Source organism: Thiomicrospira sp., from assembly GCF_014859555.1.
Taxonomy (GTDB): domain Bacteria; phylum Pseudomonadota; class Gammaproteobacteria; order Thiomicrospirales; family Thiomicrospiraceae; genus Thiomicrospira.
Window position 1 is genome coordinate 1 of the sequence record NZ_JACUTY010000009.1, and the last position, 21,778, is coordinate 21,778.

Below are 21,778 nucleotides of genomic sequence, written 5' to 3' on the forward strand. Positions count from 1 at the left end.
GCGTTGGTGCCGAATATTCAATATGATACGGCTTTACCGGTGGTCGGGCGGCGGGCTGAGTTGGTGGATTTGATTAGCAATCATCAAGTCGTGGTGATTGCGGGTGAAACCGGCTCGGGTAAAACCACTCAGATTCCTAAGCTTTGTTTAGAAGCAGGGCGCGGTGTGTTAGGGCGCATTGGTTGTACGCAACCGCGTCGTTTAGCGGCGCGCAGTGTGGCTGAGCGTTTGGCGGAAGAACTCGGTTCGTCGCTGGGTGAGCTGGTGGGGTATCAGGTGCGTTTTCACGATCAGGTACACGAAACCAGTTTGATTAAGGTGATGACCGACGGTATTTTGTTGGCGGAGATTCAGAATGATCGTTATTTAAGCCAGTACGACACCATTATTATTGATGAGGCGCACGAGCGTAGTATCAATATTGATTTTCTGCTGGGTATCCTCAAAAAGCTGTTACCTAAACGGCCTGATTTAAAAGTTATTATCACCTCGGCCACCATTGATACCACGCGCTTTGCCGAGCATTTTAAACAACCAGGCCTGGTGGTGCCAATTGTTGAGGTGTCGGGGCGGACTTATCCAGTTGAAACGCGTTATCGGCCATTAGGTCAGGCAGAAATGGACGATGGCACGCTGATTGAGCAGGATTTAACCAGCGGTATTATTGATGCGCTGGAAGAATTGGCCGAACACGATCCGCACGGAGATGTGTTGGTGTTTCAGGTGGGTGAGCGCGATATTAAAGAAACCGCCGAAGCTCTGCGTAAACAAAACCTCAAAAACACCGATGTGATTCCGCTTTATGCGCGTTTGTCGGTGTCGGATCAAAACAAAGTTTTTCAAACCTCGCCCAAACGCCGGATTATCTTATCGACTAACGTGGCGGAAACCTCACTTACGGTGCCGGGTATTCGTTATGTGGTTGATCCAGGCCTGGTGCGTATCAGTCGTTACAGCGTGCGCTCGAAAGTGCAGCGTTTGCCGGTCGAGAAAATCTCGCAAGCTTCGGCCAACCAACGTAAAGGCCGCTGTGGTCGTGTGGCGGATGGTATTTGTATTCGCTTGTATGCCGAAGATGATTTTAATTCTCGCCCTGAGTTTACCGATCCGGAAATTCATCGCACCTCGTTAAGTTCGGTGCTGTTAAATATGGCGCAACTCAAGCTCGGCAAGGTGGAGCAGTTTCCGTTTATTGAGCCGCCGTTAGAAAAAGCCGTTAACGATGGTTATCGTCAGTTGATGGAAATCGGCGCGCTCGATGATAAAAAACGTTTAACCGAATCGGGTCGAGATTTGGCGCGTTTGCCGTTGGAACCGCGCATTGCCAAGATGGTGCTGGAAGCGGATAAAAACAATGTGTTGGCGGAAGTATTGATTATCGCGGCGGCGATTAGTATTCAGGACCCGCGTGATATCAACGAACAAACCATGCAAGCCGCCCGCAAAGCTCATAAGGCGTTTGAAGATGCACGCTCGGATTTTCTGTTTTTCCTAAATCTGTGGCGTTTTTACGAACATCAGCAACGTCACCTTAGCCAAAACAAACTGCGCAAATTGTGCAAAACCAATTACCTGTCGTATTTACGCCTGCGCGAATGGCACGATTTGTATCATCAGTTAAAAGTTAGTTTAAAGTCGATTGGTTTAAAAGTCGGCGAATTGCATTTGTACGAAGAGGTCACCGAAAACGGTCAAACCCTAGAACGCCTGAGTGATTTACATGGCATGAATGTGCATCGCTCATTATTGGCGGGTTTGTTGGGGCAGGTGATGATGCGCGACGACGAAAACGCCTATATGGGCGCGCGCGGCACCAAGTTGTTTCTTCACCCGAGTTCGGTGCTGTTTAAACGCAAACCCAAGTGGGTGATGTCGGCGGAAATGGTCGAAACCAGCAAGTTGTATGCGCGCACCAATGCGGAGATTGATGTGCATTGGGTTGAGCAGTTAGCGCCGCATTTAATCAAACATAGTTATGCCGATCCGCATTGGCAGAAAAAACGCGGGCAGGTGGCGGCCTATGAGTCGGTGACCTTATACGGTTTGCCGATTGTGAATCGCCGAGTGTGTAACTATGGGCCAATTAATCCGAAAGAATCGCGTGGTATTTTTATCCGAGCTTTGGCGCAAACCGAGGTGAATACACGCGCGGCGTTTTATTTGCATAACTTAGAGTTAATTAAGCAGATTGAGCGTTACGAGCAAAAGTTAAGACGGCCGGATTTTTTGGTGGACGAAACCGTGTTGCAGGCGTTTTATGAAGAGCGTTTGCCCGAACATATTTACAACCAACCGGCGTTAGAGACCTGGCTTAAAAAAGCCGATGCCAAAACCCAGGATAGCTTAAAACTGACGGAATCCTTGTTGTTAAAACAAGATTTGGATCGGCAATATGAGCAGGATTTTCCTGACCAAATTCAGCTGAGTCAGCGCATTCCGCTGCAGTTGGATTATCGGTTTGAACCGGGTCAACAACAAGATGGTGTGGTGTTTAAGATTCCGTTGGCGGGGCTGAACTTAGTTAACGCTGAGCAGTTTGAATGGCTAACGCCGGGCTTTTTAAAAGAAAAGATAACCTGTTATATCAAAGCCTTACCTAAACAACTTCGCAAACAGTTTGTGCCCGCACCGGCGGTGGCTGACAAGGTGTTATCGCAAATTGATGCAAGCCAAGGCGAGTTTGTACCGCAGATGATTACGGCGTTAAATCGCCAAGCCAATCAAAAAGTCCGCGTAACGGATTTTGGCGCGGTGGATTTGCCCGCGCATTTAAGACCTTGGTTTCAGTTGTTGGATGATAAAGGCAAATGTATCGCTGAAAGTGCCGATTTGGATGAACTGAAATCGCGTTATCAACATTTGGTGGAAGCGCAAATTCAGCAAACCCAAACCGAACCGAAACAAGCGATTACCGAATGGAATTTTGGCGATTTGCCGCATGAAGAATCGATTAAGTCGCAAGGTAAAAACCTGATGGCGTATCCAGGCCTGGTGCTTGAGAAAGACCAGGTGTTTTTAACCCGCAGTGGCGATGAACGTTTGGCGCAAAAACAACACGGTTATGCGGTGTGGTTTTTATTAAAGAACCAGTTAAACGACAAACAAAAATACTTGCAGAAACATTTGGCGTTAAAACAGGCCTGCTTGTGTTTTGCGCCTTATGGCAGTTGCGCGCATTTAACCGAACAGGTGATTGAAAAGGCGTTACGTCGATTAGTGCCCGAACCTCAAACGATTCGCACTCAAGCGGCTTATGAAGCGGCGGTAACTTGTTTACAAACCGACTGGGTGAAAGAAGCGCAAGCGATTGCGAGCCTAGTGAGTGAGATTTTGCAAAACCACCAAAGTTTGGCGAAGCAAATTAAAGGAAAACTAAATCCACGTTGGTTGGCATCACTAGACGACATCAAAACTCAGTTGGATGATTTGGTGAACCTGAATTTTGTGTTGGATACGCCTGATATTTGGTTGGCGCAGATTCCGCGTTATTTAAAAGCTTTGCAGATTCGGTTGGAAAAACTCGATTTAGACCCGCAAAAAGATCAGCAGGTTCAAAGGCAAATGCAAAGTTTGCTAAATGAGTTTACTGAATTGAAAACGCATGAATCGCTACGATTAAACCCTGATTTTATTGAATTACGCTGGATGTTGGAAGAGTTGCGCATCTCTTTGTTTTCTCAGCCAATGAAAACCCTCAAGCCAGTTTCTGTCGAGCGTTTGCAGAAGTTAATTAAGACACTTTAATCAAGGTGTCCATTGTGTTTAAAGCGATTTAATTTACCTGTGAATCACGTTTGAATTTGCCGGCTATCGTGCCATAATAAAACCGACTTTTTACCTAAGGAGGGTTGTCATGCAGTTTAGAACCATAATGACGGTTATGTTAGTTAGCGGCGCGAGTTTACTGGCCGCTTGTGGTGATTCATCGGATAAGGAATCGCGTTCCGGCATGGATACTCGCGAAGTAACCAAACAATCTACCCCTCAAACCCCCAGCCTTGATCAACGCTTTGAAGCCACAGCGCCCGCGCAATTCTCAGCCAAAACGAGCGAGCCAGCGGAGGCTGAAACGTCTATTGCTAAAAAGCCCGCCGAAGTAGAAGCGGCGAATACCACTGTGGCGGTGGCTTCAGGTCAGTCTTTGTATTCGACTTGCATGGGTTGTCATGGCGCGACGGGTTCGGGTGGGGTTGGGCCTCAGTTAACCGGAAAAACCAAAGACTTTTTGGTTGAGCGTATGAAAGCCTATCGCGCGGGCGAACAAGTCGGGCCAATGACTGCGATGATGGCGCCGATGGTTTCGGGCATGACCGATGAACAAATCGACCGAGTTGTAGATTATATTTTGACCTTTTAAACTCGTTTTAAGCCATTTCAACGACTTAAAATACCCCGTATGTATATGCATGTCGGGGTTTTTCTTCTGATGATTTCTTGATGGATGCTCAAGCATGACTCAAGATCAGGTGCCCATCTTATTTATTTCAGCCGCGAGTGTGATGATGGTGGTGCCCTTTATTGATTATTTAAAAATTGGCTTGCCATTGATGTTGATGATGTTTGTGGTGACGATGTTGTTAATGCCAATTTGCTGGCCGCTTTAATCAGCACAACCCTGTAAACCGCCGCTGTGATACAGAATGATTTTTTGACCTGACTTAAAGTGGTTTGTTTCAAGTAAGGTGTTAAAAGCGAATATGAGTTTGGCGGTATAAATTGGATCAAGTGGAATTTGAAATTGAGATTCGAACTGTTTGGTTTTTAACACAATTTCTGAGTTGGATTTAGCATAACCGCCGCCATGAAACTCGGTTAAAAGGCGCCAGTTTTGCTTAGAACTTCCAATCCAGTTTTGGATTTGGGGTTTTAGATAGTCGGCATTTTTTAAGCTAGCCACCCCCCAAATGGTTTGGTTAATTGAGGCATATTTCGCTAAACCCGCAAGGCTGCCACCTGTACCCACCGCACAAAATAAATCGGTCCAGCCTTTGCATTGTTGGTTGAGCTGCTTAATGACACTTTCAAACCCCGCCACCGCCAATTCATTACTGCCACCTTCTGGCAATAAATACGCATTAGGAAAACGTTGCTGTAAATGATCTAACCAGGCCTGGTGGTGTCTGAGGCGATAGCTTGGGCGATCTAAAAACTCAAACTGCATACCATGGCGTTGGGCTTGTTTTAAGGTCGGCGACCAGGCCTGGTGGTTGGTTGCCAATTCATCACCGCGAATAAAGCCGATACTTGGCCAGCCGCGTTCGTAACAAGCGGCGGCGGTGGCGGCTATGTGATTGGAGTAAGCACCGCCAAATGTGAGCAGTTGACTTTGGCCTTGCTGTTCGGCTTGTTGAAGATTCAAACGCAGTTTATGCCATTTATTGCCTTGAATCAGTGGATGATTCAGATCATCACGTTTAACCCAAACCTCAATCCCAGCCTGTTCAAAACGTTTATCCGCCAGCTTTTGCAGCGGGGTGGTTATTTCTGCTTGGTTCGAAGTCATATTTGGTACAATTGCGGCCTTATTTATTTTAATGTCTCGGCACACTTTGTTCGACAGTCAAACTGGTTTGAACAGTGCTTTAGAGCGATACGAAACATATTCTAGTGTAATTGGATCGGTTGGCGTGGCTTTTTAACGCGCTTGCAGCCCGATCTGATCAACATGAAAATTGACTGAAGACAGGCCTTTCGGTTGACAGGATAGATCGGTTTTTTTTGTACCAGAATGTTGAGCCTTTAAGGCGTTTCTGGGTATTTTTGGTTTTTTCGGAATAACTATGCGCAAACTTTCAGCTGACCAGCTTTATCGCTTTACTCACATTGATTCTTCGGCTTTTGCCAGTCATACGTCGGATATTTATAACTTTATGCAACGCTTTCATCCGCGTGCCTATCAGTCGTTAAATTTTGGCTTGCACCTAAAGCGTAATCATAATCATATATTTATTATGGGTGAACCTGGCGTTGGCCGTATTGGCATGACGAAAGCGATGTTGAATAAAGCCGCTGAAAATAAGCCCATGCCCGATGATGTCGCATTGGTATCTGACTTTAAAGAAAGCCCTAAAACCAAATATTTATATTTTCCGGCGGGCAAAGGTTATCGCTTTAAAGCCGCGATCGAAAGCTTTATTACGCAGCTTAAAAATCAGTTACCGGTGGTGTTTGATGGCCATGCCTATCAGTTGCGTTCACAGCAATTGGAGCGCAAGCTCAACGCCCGCCAGGAAGAAGTACTCGCTTCGGCATTTGAGTTGGCGGAATCACTTGGGGTCGATGTTCAGCAGACCGAAAACAATTTCGTTTTACACGCGATTGTGGATGGCGAAAAAATGCGATTGAGTGAACTTAAGTCGTTAGATGATGAGATACAAAAACACTATACGGATGCGTTGGATAAGGTCGAAGCGGCTTTAAATGAAGGGCTGACCCGTTTTCCGACGATTCAGCATGAGTTTATGGATGCGGGTAAAGAGCTTAACACTCAGGTAGCTAGCGAACACATTGAACCTTTAATCATCAATCTTAAAAAAGATTTTGGCGTTAATGATGAGGTGAATACTTACCTGGATGATCTTGAGCAAGCGGTGGTGGCTAAATTACATTTGTTCTGGGATCAAAGCGCAGATCAAGTGACCACCAGCGGTTCGGCGCAAATGACGATGGATGAAATTTTGGCCGAACAGCAAGGCATGAGTCAGTTTGGCGTAAATTTATTGGTGGATCATCGCGGTTTAAAACATGCGCCGGTGATTTATGAGCAAAATGCGGCCATGCCAAAATTATTTGGTTATGCGATTAATTCGGCGGCCTCGAGTGCGTCGGGCGATACTTTGAGTTTGGCGATGAATCACCAAGCCGGCTTGCTGCAAAAAGCCAATGGCGGTTATTTGATTTTAAGTATTCAGGCGATTTTAAAAGATCCGGAAATTTGGTCGAGCTTGAAAGCTTCGCTTATGTCGCGCCAACTCAGTTTTGAGATTCCATCTTCCAATAGCGTGGTGCCGTATCATTTACCGGATTTCCCATTAAGTTTGACCTTGGTTTTAGTGGGTCAGTCGGCGCACTTTTATGCATTGCAGGAAATTGACGCGCAGTTTGGTCGTTTGTTTAAGGTACAGGTTGAGTTTGAAGTCGAACTGGAGCGTTCGCCAGATCATGAATTGGCGTTGGCACAACAGTTGGCGAGTGAAATAGAGTCTTGGGACGATTTGCCAGTTGATTTGTCGGCGTTTGAACGTTTAATTGAATACGCATCCCGTATGGCCGAAGACGAAAACCGTCTTTATACCAATAAAGCTATTTTGCGCGATGTTTTAGCGGAAGCAAATGCCTTTGCGCGCGCCAATAACGAAGACAAAGTTACACGCGAAACCATTGAAGCCACCTTAACTCAACATGAATTTCATACGGGGTTAATGGAAGAATATTACCACCGTGCAATTGTTGAACAACAGGTGTTAATTACCATGCACGGTGAGCATGTCGGGCAGGTAAATGGCTTGACGGTATTAACGGTCGGCAAACAGTCATTTGGTCAACCGGTTCGAATTACCTCGCAAGCCTCGGCGGGGGATGAAGGCGTGGTGGATATTGAACGTGAAATTGAAATGGCCGGGCCGATCCACTCGAAAGGTATGCTGATTTTGTCGGGTTATGTGCGCGGTCGATATATGCGTTATCGTGCTTTAGGTTTTAGTGCGTCGATTGTTATTGAGCAGAGTTATGAAGGTATTGAGGGCGACAGCGCGTCCTCCGCGGAGCTGTATGCGTTGTTATCTGCAATTGCGCAAGTGCCGATGCGTCAAGATTTGGCGGTAACGGGATCGGTTAACCAATTTGGTGAAATCCAACCAGTGGGCGGCATTAACGAAAAAATTGAAGGTTTCTATAAAGTTTGTGCGGCGCGCGGTTTGACTGGCCAGCAAGGTGTGGTGATTCCAGAAGCGAATACGCGACATTTAATGTTAAATAATGAAGTGCGTTTGGCGGTTGAGCGCGGCGAATTCCATATTTATGCGATCAGCCATGTAGACGAAGGTTTGGCGTTATTCAGCAGTCTTCTAGTGGGCGAAGCGAATGAGCAGGGCGAATTCCCGGATGGCAGTTTCAATGCCAAAGTCATGCAGGCATTAGAACGAATGAATGAAAAAGAGCGTGACGAGCATGATCGTGATCATCACGATCGCTAGTTTTTTCTAACCTTAAGGGCTTAAGACAATTTTTAAATTGGTTAAGCCCTTAAATCACTCACCACCAGGCCTGGTGGTTTTGCTTAATAGTGGTCTTGTTTATGTACGTTATCAGGTGTTTGAAAAAAGCGCGGTTTTTTAAACACGACTTTATTCTTTCGAGACGACAAACGCCGACGCCAACTCAAGTTAACTTGAATGCGCCACAGCACGTGTATGCCTAAATAACCAATACTGCCTAACGCTAACCCCACCACAAAACTGCCAAGCAATAACGGTTGCCAGATCAGGGTAAAGGTGTGCAGAATCCAGTCCCAACTCATCACAAAACTTAAACTTTCATTGGCGCGTTCACCCAATAGCAGTGAACCGATTCGGTAGTTAAAGTACCAAATTGGTGCCATGGTAAATGGATTGCTGATCCACACAAGTGCGACACTTAATGGTAAATTGGCTCTTAGTAAGATCGCCGATACTGCGGCGGTCACCATTTGCCAAGGCATAGGCATAGCGGCCCAGAAGGGGCCAATAAAAAAAGCCTTGGCGACCGAATTTCGGTTTAGATGCCAAATATTGGGGTCTTGAAACCAGTGTGCAATTGAGCTAAACCCCTTGATTTTGAGTAATTTCTTGGGATCCGGTGTCCATTTCTTAAAGAGTTTTTTTGGCATGTTTATCTGGTTTTCGCTTGGGTTTATCGGGGTTATATTTGGCCTATATCAACTGGACGTTTGGCCAAGTTGGTTTTATGGCTTACCTATGGTGTTGATTTTGGGTGTAGCCGTGTGGCGTGCTTGGCCTCGTATAGCACACTTGATTTTAGGCTTTATTATAGGCTGGATTTGGTTAAGTTTGTCTGTATTTTTGACACCCAATTTGCCGGAATCCATGATGACTGAGACCCTTTGGGTAGAGGGGCGTGTAGTCGGATTAGTGCAGAGCAATGCCAGTGAGTCTAACCGCCTGCCGATTCAGCGTTTTGAAATGCGTTTATCTCAACTAGAAAACCTTGATCAAACCTACCACCAGGCCTGGTGGTTTCCCAAACCCCTGATTCGATTAAGTTGTTACCGCTGTGATTGGACGCCTGAACCAAGTGAGACTTATCGGCTGGCGGTGCGGATTAAACCGATTCACGGCAGCATGAATCCTGGCGGATTTGATTACGAAGCCTGGGCGCATCAACAGGGTTTAAAAGCCAGCGGTTATGTGCGAATCAACGAATCCGAACCGATTTTTATTAAACGCGGGTTTGATCATCATCAAATTCGCGCGGCACTCGGTCGGCAGTTAGATTCGGTTTGGGGGGACTCACGTTTTGCCGGTATATATAACGCGTTATTGTATGCGGATCGCCAAGCAATTTCGGATGATGATTGGACCCTGATGCGTGCGACCGGAACCATTCATTTGATGGCAATTTCCGGCTTGCATTTGGCGTTGGTAGCTTTAATGGGTTATGGCATCGGTCGATTGATTTGGCGTTTGCCTATTCGAGTTTTCGAGCGTTATCCGGTGCATTGGTTTGGCAGTGCAGTGGCGTTATTGTTGGCCACGGGATATGGCTTGTTAGCCGGTTTCAGCATTCCGACTCAGCGTGCTTGGATAATGGTGGCGGTAACGGTTGTATTTTTATTGCTTAGGCGTCAGTTTCAACCTTGGTCGGTGTTGTTGCTGGCGGCCTTTTTAGTGGTGGCTTGGCATCCTTCGAGTGTGTTGTCGCAAGGCTTTTGGTTGTCGTTTTTAGCGGTGGGGTTGATCTTTTTGGTCTTAAATCAGTCGGTCATTAAAACGCGACCCGTTTGGCAAAAAGCCGTGCTGATTCAACTCGTTTTGTCGCTAGGATTGGCTCCAGCTTTATGGTGGTTTTATCAGCAAGTACCGCTTTATAGTTTGGTGGCGAATTTAGTCGCGGTACCGTTTGTGAGTTTTGTGGGGTTACCGCTGTTGTTTATCACCACACTAGTGTCCTATGTATCGACTGATTTGAGCGCGATGCTGGTTTGGTTAAATGATTATTTATGGGCGGGTTTATGGTGGTTTTTGAATGCTATTTCGCAATGGCCATTAAGTGAGTGGCGTTTGTGGCCGATTGCTTTATGGCAAGTAGTGTTGGTTTATGGTTTGGTGTTTGGCGGGTTTTTATTTCGGGCGGCTTACGCTAATCATCAGTCTAAAGTCGGGCCGTTTTTAAGTCGATTAAAGCCGAGTTATGCCATTAAAATTCTGGCGCTAGGGTTGGCCATCGGAGTTTTGTTCTGGCCTAACAAAACTGACAAAGTGCCTTATGGCGAATTTTGGTTAAGTTTGTTGGATGTTGGTCAAGGCCAAGCCTTGGTGATTGAAACGCAACATAAAACCTTGGTTTATGACACTGGGCCGATTTTTGGTTCGCGATTTGATGGTGCGCAAATCGCGATTTCACCTTATTTGCATTACCGAGGTCATCAATCCATCGATTTATTAATGGTGAGCCATGCGGATCGAGACCATGCCGGTGGCGCTCCTAGACTAGTCAAGGACTGGCCAATCAAAACTCGCTTAACGGGGCAAGTTGAACGTTTAAAGCAAAGTTTTGGTTTGGGCGATTTTGAGGTTTGTCAGGCGCAACAGACTTGGGAGTGGGATGGCGTGAAATTTGAAGTTTTAGCGCCTGGCTTATTTGTGGCAGCGGATCATAATGATCATTCCTGTGTTTTAAAAGTAACCGCGGGTCAATCCAGCGTGATGATTACCGGTGATTTAAGTTCGAAACACGAAGATAAACTGATTGCGCATTATGGCGCGGACTTTCTTCAAAGTTCGGTGCTGATTGCCGGTCATCATGGCAGTCGCCACTCCACCAACCAGGCCTGGTTACAGGCTTTACAGTCCGACTTGGTGTTATTTAGTGCGGGTTATCGTAATGCGTTTGGTTTTCCGGCCCAACAGACACTTCAACGCCTTGAAACCGAAAAAATAGATTGGTTAAACACTGCGTGTGAAGGGGCGGTTCAAATCCATTTTACCCCTAAGGATTGGCAAGTTTTTAACTTATGGCGGGTCTCGAAAAAGCGTTGGTTCCATCATCAATGTGAGTTGGCGTTATAATGACTACTGGGCACCTCGATTAACGATTGCGGCAAGGTTGTTGGTGCCATTGAATAATGAGCAAATACCGCGTAAATCAGTCTGAGCTGTTGGTTTAATTTCGCTAATTGTTAGAATTAAAGCTTGTTGAGTTTTAATTCATTAGGTCGGTAACTTATGTTTGAAAGTGCGTTTGTTGAGTTTGGTATTTTATTAGCGGTTTCCGCCCTAATTGGTTTTGTTGCGATGCAACTGCGCCAACCTTTAATTGTCGCCTTTATCGCGGTGGGAATTATTGTTGGTCCGGCGGTTTTAAATTTGGTCACCATGAGTGATCAAATTGACTTGCTGGCACATTTAGGCATCGCGATTCTACTCTTCGTTGTGGGCTTAAAGCTCGATTTGCATATCATTCGTACCATGGGTGTGGTCGCTTTATTTACCGGCTTAGGGCAGGTTATCTTTACTTCGGTATTTGGGTTTTTCATCGCTTTAGCCCTGGGTATGTCTCCTATCGTTGCGCTTTATGTCGCGGTCGCTTTAACCTTCTCTAGTACCATTATTATCGTCAAACTCTTATCTGACAAACGTGAGCTGGATGCGTTGCATGGCCGTATCGCAATCGGGTTTTTGATTGTGCAGGATATCGTTGTCGTGTTGGCCATGATAGGTTTAACCGCAATTGGTCAAAACGATGGCAGCACCAACATGGGCGTGGAAGCTTTTATGGTGCTGATCAAAGGCGTGTTGATGCTGCTGGTGGTCGCCTTGTTGATGCGTTATGTGATTCCAGGGCTACTGAATCGTTTGGCGCGCTCACCTGAGCTGTTGATTTTATTTGCGATTGCTTGGGCGGTAATGGGCGCGTCAGCAGGGCAAATGCTCGGGTTTAGCCAAGAAGTCGGGGCTTTCTTGGCGGGTATTTCGTTGGCATCTACCCATTATCGTGAGTTGATTGGTGCGCGTTTAGTGAGTTTGCGTGATTTTTTGTTGTTATTTTTCTTTATCAGTTTGGGCGCGAGCTTAGAGATGGAAACGCTGGGCGCTCAAGTGACTCCTGCGCTGGTTTTATCGGTGTTTGTATTAATTGGTAATCCATTGATTGTAATGGCGATTATGGGTTATATGGGTTATCGAAAACGCACCGGGTTTTTAGCCGGTTTAACAGTGGCACAGATTTCGGAGTTCTCGTTAATCTTGGCCGCTTTAGGCTTCAATTTAGGTCATATTGATCAAGAAACTGTGGGCTTAATTACTTTAGTTGGCTTAATTACGATTTCAGCTTCTACCTATATGATTCTTTATTCACACCCAATTTATGAAAAAATCGCACCTTACATGAGTGTGTTTGAACGCAAAGTACCGTATCGAGAAACCGAGTTTGACCAAGATTTACCGGCTAAATCAACCGATGTGATTGTGTTTGGTTTAGGACGTTTTGGTATGGTGATTGCGCAAAATCTCCAAAAACAAGGTAAAACCGTTTTAGCGATTGATTTTAATCCGGATTTGGTTCGTGAAAAATTAGAGCATGGTGTACCCACCCGTTATGGTGACGCCGAAGACCCGGAGTTTATAGCGAGTTTACCGTTGCGTGAAGCCAGTTGGGTAGTGGGAACCATGCGTGATCGCAATTTAAGTTTGGCATTATACAAATCCTTAAAAGCTGATAATTATAAAGGCAAGGTGGCTTTGGCCGCGACACATCAGAAAGAGGCCACTTATTTTAAAGAACTGGGTGTTGATATGGTGATGGTACCTTATCATGATGCCGCGTTAGAAGCGGTCAACCGATTAACATCGGATAATAGCTCAACAAGCCTGGATCTAGGAGAAAAACATGTTTGAAGTTAATCGTATTTTGTTAGTTTCACAAAATCCGGCAGAAGAACAATCGTTATTCGATTGGACCTTAGCACTTGCTAAACGTAAGCAGGCGAGTATTAAATGTTTGCGTGTATTGCCGACCACGAGTTCGAGTGTCTCGATTCTGTTGGATGATGTCTCCGTTACCGGATTAGTAAATAAACAAACTCAGCACGCTTTAGAATCTATGCAGGCTTGGTCTGACCATGCGAGTGAACAAGGGGTTGAGCTTGAAACACAGGTTGAATTTGGTAAGTTGTTTTATAAAACGGTTCAACAGGTATTAAAAGATCACGTTGATCTGGTTGTTAAGCAAACGGATGAAGAGATAAAGAATTTGGCGCATCACGTGTTTGGTAGCCAAGATATGCATTTACTACGCAAATGTCCATGTCCTTTGTTATTGCATAAACAAGCTTCGCCCATAATTTTAAATAAGGTGATGGCCAGTATTGATGTAGATATTGAATCGGAAACCTTAAAAATCGATCCATTAAACCAAGTGATCTTATCGGTTGCTCAAGATGTGGCTCAAGCCGATAACGCTTTTTTACATATCGCGCATGCTTGGCAGGCGGATGCCGAAAATTTAGTGCGTTATTGGAACAGCGATTTGTCGGATGAAGATATGTTGAGCTTTAGTGAAAAAGTTCGTCAACAACATCTATCTGCCCTAGAGTATGAAATTCGTACTGTGCGTGACGCTATGCCAGCGTTACAAGTACATGCGGCTAAAGGCGATGCAAAAGAGGTTATTCCACAGTTGGTGGCTAACCTCGGCATCGATTTGTTGGTGATGGGTACGCTTGGACGAGTTGGCCTACCAGGCCTGGTGATTGGTAATACCGCTGAATCCATATTGGAACAAGTTGAATGTTCGGTATTGGCGATTAAACCAACCGATTTTGTCACACCGATCAGTGTTTAATACCTTCGCTGTATAAAGCTTGGCTAAGTCCCGCAGAATTCAACCAGGGGTTAATCGAGGTGCCCGGTATTTATTTGTAAAGCACCAGGCCTGGTATTAAGGACGTATTAAAGAATGAACGCCTCAAAAACAAACCAGGGGAATGTAAAATGAGTTGGCCAAGTTTTTGGTTAAAAGCCGATTGGCGTAGTGGTTTATTAAAGCCCTTATCTAATACGGTATGTTGGTTGGCTCGGCGGCGTTTAACTCAGTTTCGTCAGCATCCTCCGCAATCCGAAACATTGGTGGTGGTGGTCGGTAATATTGTGGTGGGTGGCGCCGGTAAAACTCCGTTTATTCAATGGCTAGGCCTTCAGCTTAGCGCGCGTGGATTATCTTACGGGGTGATTAGTCGGGGTTACGGTGGGCAAGCTAAAACCTGGCCACAAATTGTTACGCCGGATTCATCACCAGGCCTGGTGGGGGATGAACCGGTATTAATTGCACAAAGCTTAGCTTGTCCGGTGGTAGTATCGCCGAAACGTGCTGAGGCGTTAGCGTTAATGCAGAACCAATTTGATGTGGATGTGGTGATTAGTGATGATGGCTTACAACACTATGCACTTGCACGTGATATTGAAGTGGTGTTGTTGGATTCAGCTCGCCCAAATAATGGCCTAGGTAATGGGCTGTGTATGCCAGCCGGGCCATTACGCGAACCCAGTCAGCGTTTAAATGAAGTCGATTTTGTGGTATTTAACGGCGAGCAACCAGTTGGTTTTGAATTTAATAAACCCACATTAGGTCAAATGACCCTCAAACCCAATTATTTCTATGCGCTTGCTCAATCCGAAAAACGGGTCGATTTGCAGGCGTTTTCAGGCCAATCCGGTTATGCGATCGCCGGTATTGGCAACCCGGCACGATTTTATCAGAGCTTAGAAAACTTGGCTATAAAGGCCGAACCACTAAACTTTAGCGATCATCATGCTTATCAGCCAGATGACTTTAAATTACTAGACCCTCAAAAACCGGTGTTTATGACCGCCAAAGATGCGGTAAAATGTCGAGAATTTGCAGCACACAATTGGTGGGTGTTGGAAGTCGAACCTCAGTGTTCCTATGAATTCGCTCAGTGTTTATTAGAGCGAATTAGCCAACACCCCAAACTTAAAACATAAGGCAAGCACATGACGTTAAACCCCAATTTATTGGATATTCTGGTGTGTCCTATCAGCAAAACCAAGCTGGTGTATGACAAATCCAAGCAGGAATTAATTTCTACCGCCGCCAATTTAGCGTTTCCGGTGCGTGACGGTATTCCGGTTATGTTAGAAGATGAAGCACGTCAGATTACGCCAGACGAAGCCGAACACTACCGTAAGCTGAAGTCTTAATCCAAGCTTGTTATCCTCTTTTACCTAAGGCTTTATTATGTCTTTTAATGTGATCATACCCGCGCGTTTTGCATCCAGTCGTTTGCACGGCAAACCCTTGATGGATATTCACGGTCATCCGATGATTTATTGGACTTGGCAGCAGGCCCTTAAATCCGGCGCTCAACGTGTGGTGATTGCGACCGAGTCGGAGCAAGTGAAGTCGGTTTGTGAAGCCTTTGGTGCCGAGGTGTGTTTGACTGGCGAACACCATCAATCCGGCACTGAGCGTATTGCGGAGGTGATTGATCAGCTGTGTTTATTGGATAACGAAATTATCGTCAACCTGCAGGGTGATGAACCCATGTTGCCGGAAGACTTGATTCATCAGGTTGCACAAGCTTTAGAAGGCCGGCATGACGTGTTTATGGCGACGCTGTGCGAGCCGATTGAGGATTTGGATACCTTGTTTAGTCCTCATGCGGTTAAGGTGAGCCGTGATGCGCAGAATTTTGCCATCAACTTCAGTCGCGCGCCATTGCCTTGGGCGCGCGATGAGTTTGCGACCGAACCAAAGGTTTTGCCGACGAACTGGCATTATAAACGTCATATCGGTTTGTACGCTTACCGCGCCGGTTTTGTAAAACGCTATGTCGCTTGGCCGGAATGCGATTTGGAGCAGGTTGAAAAATTAGAGCAGTTACGTGTGGTGTGGCACGGCGAAAGAATTCTAGTGGAAGATGCGTTATGTGATGCTGGCGTAGGCGTGGATACTCAAGCCCAATTGGACAAAGTACGCCAGTTGATTAAACCTATTCAAGCTGATAGCCCATCAGCCAATTAAATGGAGACCTATGCTTAAATATATTACGCTGATTGCGGTCGTCATATTTTTAGGCTGGATGTTAAAGCGTCAATGGCGCTTAAAAAAGATGCAGTGGAAAGGCGAACACGTGCCTGAACAAAAAGGCTTGCGCCCGATCACGTTATTAAGTGTGGTGATGGTTGCGTTATATGGCGGTTATATGCTTTGGTATCTGATTAATCAAATGCTGCAAACGGTGACATGAGCCAATCCGAAAAAATAAAACTTGAGCATGGAGCGGCGAAGCTTTTTATGCGGCTGTATGAAGCCAAATACGGCATAAAAATGCGCCATATTTGGCACAATGAACCCCGCAAACCCGATGTAACCTGTTATTTTGACCATCAAAAACTCGACTTAGAAATCGCGCATTTATATGGCAGTGAAGCTGAAGCCATGCATTTTTTAGGGCGAGAATTGAAAGACGAAACTCGCCAAGCTTTAATCCATCTGATTCAAACCCCACCTGATCATCGCTTATTAGAAGCTTTAAATCTTTTACTTAAAAATAAAGGTGATAAAACTTATCACTCAGATCAAACCTGGTTGGTGATTCGCAATGCCAATCCGCTTTGGACACGTGAAGATTTTGAACGTAACTTACATTTGGTGAATTTACCTAAATCCCACCCATTTGAACAAATTTGGTTATTGGGTGATCTACAAGGTGAAACGGGCATTTTGCAGCTTTATGCTGATGATAAATGAGTAGAGGGGGATGCTAGTGTAAACAAAAAAGCCAGCGTTTGATCACTCAATACGCTGGCTTTTTTATGCGCAGACGTTTATTTTCCGCGGTAGGTGATGCGACCTTTGGTTAAGTCGTAAGGTGTGAGTTCAACCTTAACCTTGTCGCCCGCTAAAATGCGGATATAGTTCTTACGCATACGACCCGAAATGTGAGCTAGAATTTCATGTCCATTTTCGAGTTGTACTTTGAACATAGTGTTTGGCAAGGTTTCTAGAACCGTACCTTCAAATTCGATTACGTCTTGTTTTGCCATAAGTCCTTTCTAGGAATTGCCCTTGGATTAAAATTGTTGCGGATTATACCATGTATTTGAGTAGAAAATTTAAAAAATTGTGAAACCGATCTAAGGCGTTAAGTAAGTTTGGCGAATATGGCTTACTAGGGGTTGAAAATCGGTTGGGCAGTCATCTGGGTGCATAAGCCAGTCAAATAAGGTTTGGTCATCTTGTTCGAGCAGTTGTTTAAAATCTGCGATAAGGGCGGGGTTGTGTTGCTGACTTAATACCTTGTCGATATAAGCATTCAACAATAGTTCAGCTTCTAAATTACCGCGTCGAGCCGCGATTCGAATTGGGTTTAACCAGGCCTGGTGATTATTCATAAGGATTTTTTAAGCATCATATGTTTGATTTCAGCAATGGCTTTACTCGGATCTAAGCCTTTTGGACAACTGCTGGTGCAATTTTGAATATTGCGACAACGGAAGGTTTTGTAAGCATCATCTAAGCTTTCTAAACGCAATTCTGTGTTTTGATCGCGGCTGTCTTTTAGAAACCGACTTGCGGCCAGTAACGCGGCCGGGCCTAAAAACTTATCTGGGTTCCACCAAAATGACGGGCAGCTTGTGGTGCAACAACCGCATAAAATGCATTCATAACTGCCATCCAGCTGATCACGTTCTGCGGGGCTTTGCAGATGTTCATGATCCAGGTCTTTAATCGGCGCTTCGAGAGTGGGTTCAACCGCTTGATAGTGTTGATAAAACGTATCCATATCAATCACTAAATCGCGGATCACTGGTAAACCTGGCAGTGGGCGGATGGTAATGGGTTGGCTGAGTTCGGATAAACGGGTGATGCAACTTAAGCGGTTTTTGCCGTTCACGTTCATGCCATCCGAGCCGCACACGCCTTCACGACAAGAGCTGCGAAAGGTGAGGGTGGGATCTTGCTCTTTGAGTTTTTGCAAAGCTTCGAGCAACATCATATCGTCGGTAAACTCAGCCGAATTTAATTCAAACGTCTGGGTATAGGGCGCAGCATCGGTTTCTGGATTAAAACGGTAAATGATAAATTTCATAATGAATTCCTGGCGTTTAATAAACGCGGGCTTTAGGTTCAAAACTCTCAACGCTGAGCGGTTTGAGTTGCACCGGTTTGTAATCTAACTGATGTGAGCCTGCAAAATACAAGCTGTGTTTTAACCAGGCCTGGTCGTCACGTTCTGGAAAGTCAACCCGAGAATGCGCACCACGGCTTTCTTCGCGCGCTAAGGCGCTGTGCAGTGTGGCATAACCAATCGCTAACAAATTATCTAACTCAAAAGCTTGCAAACGTTCAGTGTTAAAGACATTGGATCGATCCTGCAAACCTACTTGGCTTAAACGTTGGCTTAAGGCATCGAGTTTTGGTAAGGCTTGTTGCATGGTGGCACGATCTCGGAATACACCGCAATGCTGTTCCATTACTTGTTGCAAATCCTGCTTGATTTGGCGAATCGAATCGGTACTGGTTGCTGAATTGTTGGATGTTTCTGAGTTTTGCCATTTTTGAATGCGTTGCTCAACCGGTGCTAAATCCAATGCGGGATCAAAGCGTTCGGGCGATTTGGTTTTTAAGCTCTGGTTTAAGTGGCGAGCGGCTTCACGCCCAAATACAATCAAGTCCAATAAGGAATTGCCGCCTAACCGATTTGCACCATGTACCGATACACAAGCGGCTTCGCCAATCGCATATAAACCTGGCACTACGTTAATTTGGCCATTTTGTTTGGTGATAACTTGGCCGTGTAAATTGGTTGGAATACCGCCCATCATATAGTGACAAGTTGGATGAATCGGGATGGGGTGTTCGATTGGGTCTTTGCCAACAAAGGTTAAACAAAGATCACGAATACCGGGCAGGCGTTTTTTGATGATGTCAGCGTCAAGATGGGTTAAATCCAGTTCAATATAATCTTTGTTTGGGCCACAACCACGACCTTGCCGAATTTCAATTGAAATCGCGCGCGCGACCACGTCGCGTGACGCCAAATCTTTCACTTTAGGTGCATAGCGTTCCATAAAGGCTTCGCCATCTGCGTTACGTAGCAGACCGCCTTCACCGCGCGCGCCTTCCGACATCAACATGCCTTTGCCCGCAATACCGGTAGGGTGGAATTGCCAAAACTCCATATCCATTAAAGGCAAACCGGCGCGTAAAGCCATGCCTAAACCGTCACCGGTATTAATCGTGGCATTGGTGTTGGTTCGATAAACCTGGCCAGCGCCACCTGTGGCAATCAGGATATGATGCGCACGCATTAAACGATATTCACCGGTTTGAATATCCAAACACATCAGCCCGGCAATTTGGCCATCTTGGTCTTTAATTAAATCAAGCGCATAGTGCTCAGAAAAAATACTGGTACCGGCTTTGAGGTTTTGTTGATAAAGTGTATGCAAAATCGCATGGCCGGTTCGGTCCGCCGCGGCGCAAGTGCGAGTGGCTTGAGATTGGCCGAACTCTTGGCTTTGGCCACCAAATGGGCGTTGATAGATTTTGCCGGAGTCTAAACGTGAAAACGGCACCCCAAAATGTTCGAGTTCGCGCACAATTTCGCTGGCTTCACGACACATAAATTCAATCGCATCCTGGTCACCTAAATAGTCACTGCCTTTGATGGTGTCAAACATATGCCAGTGCCAATTATCGGCCGAAACATTACCCAGCGCGGCATTAATGCCCCCTTGAGCGGCGACGGTATGCGAACGTGTAGGAAAGACTTTGGAGATGACCGCGACCTGGTGTTTGGATTCCGCCAGCTCTAACGCGGCACGCAATCCTGCGCCACCCGCGCCGATGATAATCGCATCAAAATGAAAATCATCCGTTTGCAAGTTGGTGTTCATAGGCTCGCTCCGATTAGTTGTGTGGTTAACCAGGCTAAATTGGCGATCACAAATAGCCAAACCAACGCCATACTAAACAATAAGCCCATTAAATAACGTCTAGGCGCATAGTCAATTAACACATCACGCAGCCCGACCCAGGCGTGAATTAAGCCTAAAGCGATCGCCACCAGGCCTGGTATAAAGATCGCAGGTGAACTAAGCAATGTGGTTAATTGATTAAATGATTGAATGGATTGGCTCAAACTTAGCCAAGCGACATAAGGAAAAAATAACGCAAGGTAAAATCCACTCAGCATTTGCCCGACATACGCACCTTGACCGCTTAATAATTTCATAACCAAATCCTCGCCAAAATCAGCAGGCCACCCAAGCCCCATAATATGAAACTGCCGAAGGCGGCTTGGTGGGTTCTTAAGGCGTTTTTAATTCGGCTATTTAGGCAAAATTCAATCAGTAAATGTCGAACTCCCGCTAACCAGTGAAACCAAAGTGCCAGCCAAAACAAACTCAAAAATATCTGGCCGCCAACACTCGACAACCAGGCCTGGTGCTTTGCAAAGTCGTCAGGCGCAAACAGCATTTGATTAACAACAAACAGCCAAATAAATAAAGTGAGGATTAAAACCACGCCACTGATGCGATGGCTGATAGAAACGAGGGCGTTGAGCGGAAAATGAAAATGCCACAAACTTAAGTTAACTGGCCGTTTATCGGTGCGCGGTATCATGAGGCTCCCTTAACTAAATGGTGTCGTGGTTTGTTGGTTTGAATCTTATTCTATGACCGTCGTTAAAGCAAATGTAAACCCGTTTTGAAGTTTTCAAATAGCATTGAGTTTCCAGGGGGAAGGGTCGGCAGGCAAGACCGTTTGGCGTTGAATAATGGCCTCAAACTCTTCACGTGGCAGTGTGGTGGCGCCCAAGCTCTTCAGATGGTCGGTTTGCATTTGGCAATCAATCATCGGCCAGTTCCAAGCTTTCAGTTGTTGACATAACGCAACCAGAGCGACCTTGGAGGCATCCGACATTAAAGCAAACATGGATTCACCAAAAAACATTTGACCCACATTTAAACCGTATAAGCCGCCAACCAGTTGTTCTTGATACCAAACTTCAACCGAATGCGCATTACCGGTTTGATGAAGTTGCATTAAGGCTTGCTGCATATCTTGGCGAATCCAAGTGCCATCTTGACCAGGCCTGGTGGTGGTTGCGCAGGCTTTTACAACGTCTAAAAAAGCTTGATCAAAGCTCACTGTGAATTTTTCAGAGTTAATGGTTTTGCGCAGGCTTTTGCTGACCTTAACCTGGTCAGTAAACAACACTGCACGCGGATTGGGTGTCCACCAAGTGATGGGTTCGTCGTCGCCCGACCAAGGGAAGATGCCAAGCGCATAACTTTTAAGCATCCACTCTGGCGTTAAAGCTTCTACCCCAACCGCCAACAAACCATCCGGTTCATCCAAGGCTAAATGGGTGGGCGGAAAATGCGGCGGCAATGAGTCATCAATCCAGATGGGCAGGTGGTCGGGGTAACTTCTCATATAGGGTGTTGGGCTCTCATTCAGTTAAACATATTGGTTAATTGCCATGTTAAAAGTTTTATGTCTGGCATTACCCGTGCATTATATTTAAAAT

Annotated in this window: 21 protein-coding genes; 12 read left to right on the top strand and 9 right to left on the bottom strand. The window is 45.7% G+C overall.

Annotated elements, in window-relative coordinates:
* From hrpA to IBX48_RS02835, 3 genes are all read left to right on the top strand, one after another.
* A partial coding sequence (hrpA, locus tag IBX48_RS02825; RefSeq protein WP_296830502.1) for an ATP-dependent RNA helicase HrpA occupies positions 1-3,744 on the top strand: 3,744 nt, incomplete at its 5' end.
* A 109-nt stretch (positions 3,745-3,853) separates the two neighbouring features.
* Complete coding sequence (locus IBX48_RS02830; protein WP_296830504.1) at positions 3,854-4,357, top strand: cytochrome c; 504 nt, start codon at positions 3,854-3,856, stop codon at positions 4,355-4,357.
* 94 nt (positions 4,358-4,451) lie between these two features.
* Entirely contained in the window at positions 4,452-4,604 is a 153-nt protein-coding gene (locus tag IBX48_RS02835; protein WP_296830506.1) for a hypothetical protein, read from the top strand.
* On the opposite strand, the gene IBX48_RS02840 is transcribed toward IBX48_RS02835, so the two are convergent.
* Complete coding sequence (locus IBX48_RS02840) at positions 4,601-5,503, bottom strand: pyridoxal-phosphate dependent enzyme (RefSeq protein ID WP_296830508.1); 903 nt, start codon at positions 5,501-5,503, stop codon at positions 4,601-4,603. The genes IBX48_RS02835 and IBX48_RS02840 overlap by 4 nt on opposite strands.
* A gap of 277 nt (positions 5,504-5,780) precedes the next feature.
* On the opposite strand from IBX48_RS02840, the gene IBX48_RS02845 reads away from it, so the two are divergent.
* Positions 5,781-8,195, top strand: coding sequence for an ATP-binding protein (locus IBX48_RS02845; RefSeq protein ID WP_296830510.1), 2,415 nt, complete (start codon positions 5,781-5,783; stop codon positions 8,193-8,195).
* Positions 8,196-8,278: 83 nt separating this feature from the next.
* Here the strand turns inward: IBX48_RS02845 and IBX48_RS02850 are convergent, their stop codons facing one another.
* Positions 8,279-8,866 carry a DUF2062 domain-containing protein gene (locus IBX48_RS02850; RefSeq protein ID WP_296830512.1) on the bottom strand — a complete coding sequence of 196 codons (588 nt, stop codon included), beginning with the start codon at positions 8,864-8,866 and terminating at the stop codon, positions 8,279-8,281.
* Here IBX48_RS02850 and IBX48_RS02855 point away from each other — a divergent pair.
* The 8 genes from IBX48_RS02855 to IBX48_RS02890 all read left to right on the top strand — a co-directional run bounded on the left by IBX48_RS02855 (position 8,865) and on the right by IBX48_RS02890 (position 16,986).
* A complete protein-coding gene (locus IBX48_RS02855) occupies positions 8,865-11,285 on the top strand; it encodes a DNA internalization-related competence protein ComEC/Rec2 (protein ID WP_296830514.1) in 2,421 nt (806 codons plus the stop codon). The genes IBX48_RS02850 and IBX48_RS02855 overlap by 2 nt on opposite strands.
* Positions 11,286-11,441: 156 nt before the next feature.
* The gene (locus IBX48_RS02860; RefSeq protein ID WP_296830516.1) at positions 11,442-13,112 is read left to right on the top strand and encodes a cation:proton antiporter family protein; all 1,671 of its coding nucleotides are present in this window, start codon (positions 11,442-11,444) and stop codon (positions 13,110-13,112) included.
* On the top strand, positions 13,105-14,058 hold the full coding sequence (locus IBX48_RS02865) for a universal stress protein (RefSeq protein ID WP_296830519.1): 954 nt from the start codon (positions 13,105-13,107) through the stop codon (positions 14,056-14,058). The genes IBX48_RS02860 and IBX48_RS02865 overlap by 8 nt, the downstream gene beginning before the upstream one ends.
* A 149-nt stretch (positions 14,059-14,207) precedes the next feature.
* Positions 14,208-15,218, top strand: a complete 1,011-nt coding sequence (lpxK, locus tag IBX48_RS02870; protein ID WP_296830520.1) for a tetraacyldisaccharide 4'-kinase — start codon at positions 14,208-14,210, stop codon at positions 15,216-15,218.
* Between the two features lie 9 nt (positions 15,219-15,227).
* Positions 15,228-15,434, top strand: coding sequence for a Trm112 family protein (locus IBX48_RS02875; protein WP_296830523.1), 207 nt, complete (start codon positions 15,228-15,230; stop codon positions 15,432-15,434).
* 37 nt (positions 15,435-15,471) lie between these two features.
* Entirely contained in the window at positions 15,472-16,257 is a 786-nt protein-coding gene (kdsB, locus tag IBX48_RS02880) for a 3-deoxy-manno-octulosonate cytidylyltransferase (RefSeq protein ID WP_296830525.1), read from the top strand.
* Positions 16,258-16,267: 10 nt separating this feature from the next.
* Positions 16,268-16,483 carry a hypothetical protein gene (locus tag IBX48_RS02885; protein ID WP_296830527.1) on the top strand — a complete coding sequence of 72 codons (216 nt, stop codon included), beginning with the start codon at positions 16,268-16,270 and terminating at the stop codon, positions 16,481-16,483.
* On the top strand, positions 16,480-16,986 hold the full coding sequence (locus IBX48_RS02890) for a hypothetical protein (protein WP_296830528.1): 507 nt from the start codon (positions 16,480-16,482) through the stop codon (positions 16,984-16,986). The genes IBX48_RS02885 and IBX48_RS02890 overlap by 4 nt, the downstream gene beginning before the upstream one ends.
* 77 nt (positions 16,987-17,063) lie before the next feature.
* Here the strand turns inward: IBX48_RS02890 and infA are convergent, their stop codons facing one another.
* The 7 genes from infA to aat all read right to left on the bottom strand — a co-directional run bounded on the left by infA (position 17,064) and on the right by aat (position 21,684).
* Positions 17,064-17,282, bottom strand: a complete 219-nt coding sequence (gene infA / locus IBX48_RS02895) for a translation initiation factor IF-1 (RefSeq protein WP_029934638.1) — start codon at positions 17,280-17,282, stop codon at positions 17,064-17,066.
* Between the two features lie 90 nt (positions 17,283-17,372).
* Positions 17,373-17,630 (bottom strand): succinate dehydrogenase assembly factor 2, encoded by a 258-nt coding sequence (locus IBX48_RS02900; RefSeq protein WP_296830532.1) that lies wholly within the window; start codon positions 17,628-17,630, stop codon positions 17,373-17,375.
* Positions 17,627-18,328, bottom strand: coding sequence for a succinate dehydrogenase iron-sulfur subunit (locus IBX48_RS02905; RefSeq protein ID WP_296830534.1), 702 nt, complete (start codon positions 18,326-18,328; stop codon positions 17,627-17,629). The genes IBX48_RS02900 and IBX48_RS02905 overlap by 4 nt, the downstream gene beginning before the upstream one ends.
* 16 nt (positions 18,329-18,344) lie before the next feature.
* Positions 18,345-20,138, bottom strand: a complete 1,794-nt coding sequence (gene sdhA / locus IBX48_RS02910; RefSeq protein WP_296830536.1) for a succinate dehydrogenase flavoprotein subunit — start codon at positions 20,136-20,138, stop codon at positions 18,345-18,347.
* The gene (gene sdhD / locus IBX48_RS02915; protein WP_296830539.1) at positions 20,135-20,476 is read right to left on the bottom strand and encodes a succinate dehydrogenase, hydrophobic membrane anchor protein; all 342 of its coding nucleotides are present in this window, start codon (positions 20,474-20,476) and stop codon (positions 20,135-20,137) included. The genes sdhA and sdhD overlap by 4 nt, the downstream gene beginning before the upstream one ends.
* Positions 20,473-20,868, bottom strand: a complete 396-nt coding sequence (gene sdhC, locus IBX48_RS02920; RefSeq protein ID WP_296830541.1) for a succinate dehydrogenase, cytochrome b556 subunit — start codon at positions 20,866-20,868, stop codon at positions 20,473-20,475. The genes sdhD and sdhC overlap by 4 nt, the downstream gene beginning before the upstream one ends.
* A gap of 93 nt (positions 20,869-20,961) precedes the next feature.
* Positions 20,962-21,684 carry a leucyl/phenylalanyl-tRNA--protein transferase gene (gene aat, locus IBX48_RS02925; RefSeq protein WP_296830543.1) on the bottom strand — a complete coding sequence of 241 codons (723 nt, stop codon included), beginning with the start codon at positions 21,682-21,684 and terminating at the stop codon, positions 20,962-20,964.
* Positions 21,685-21,778 lie beyond the last annotated feature (94 nt).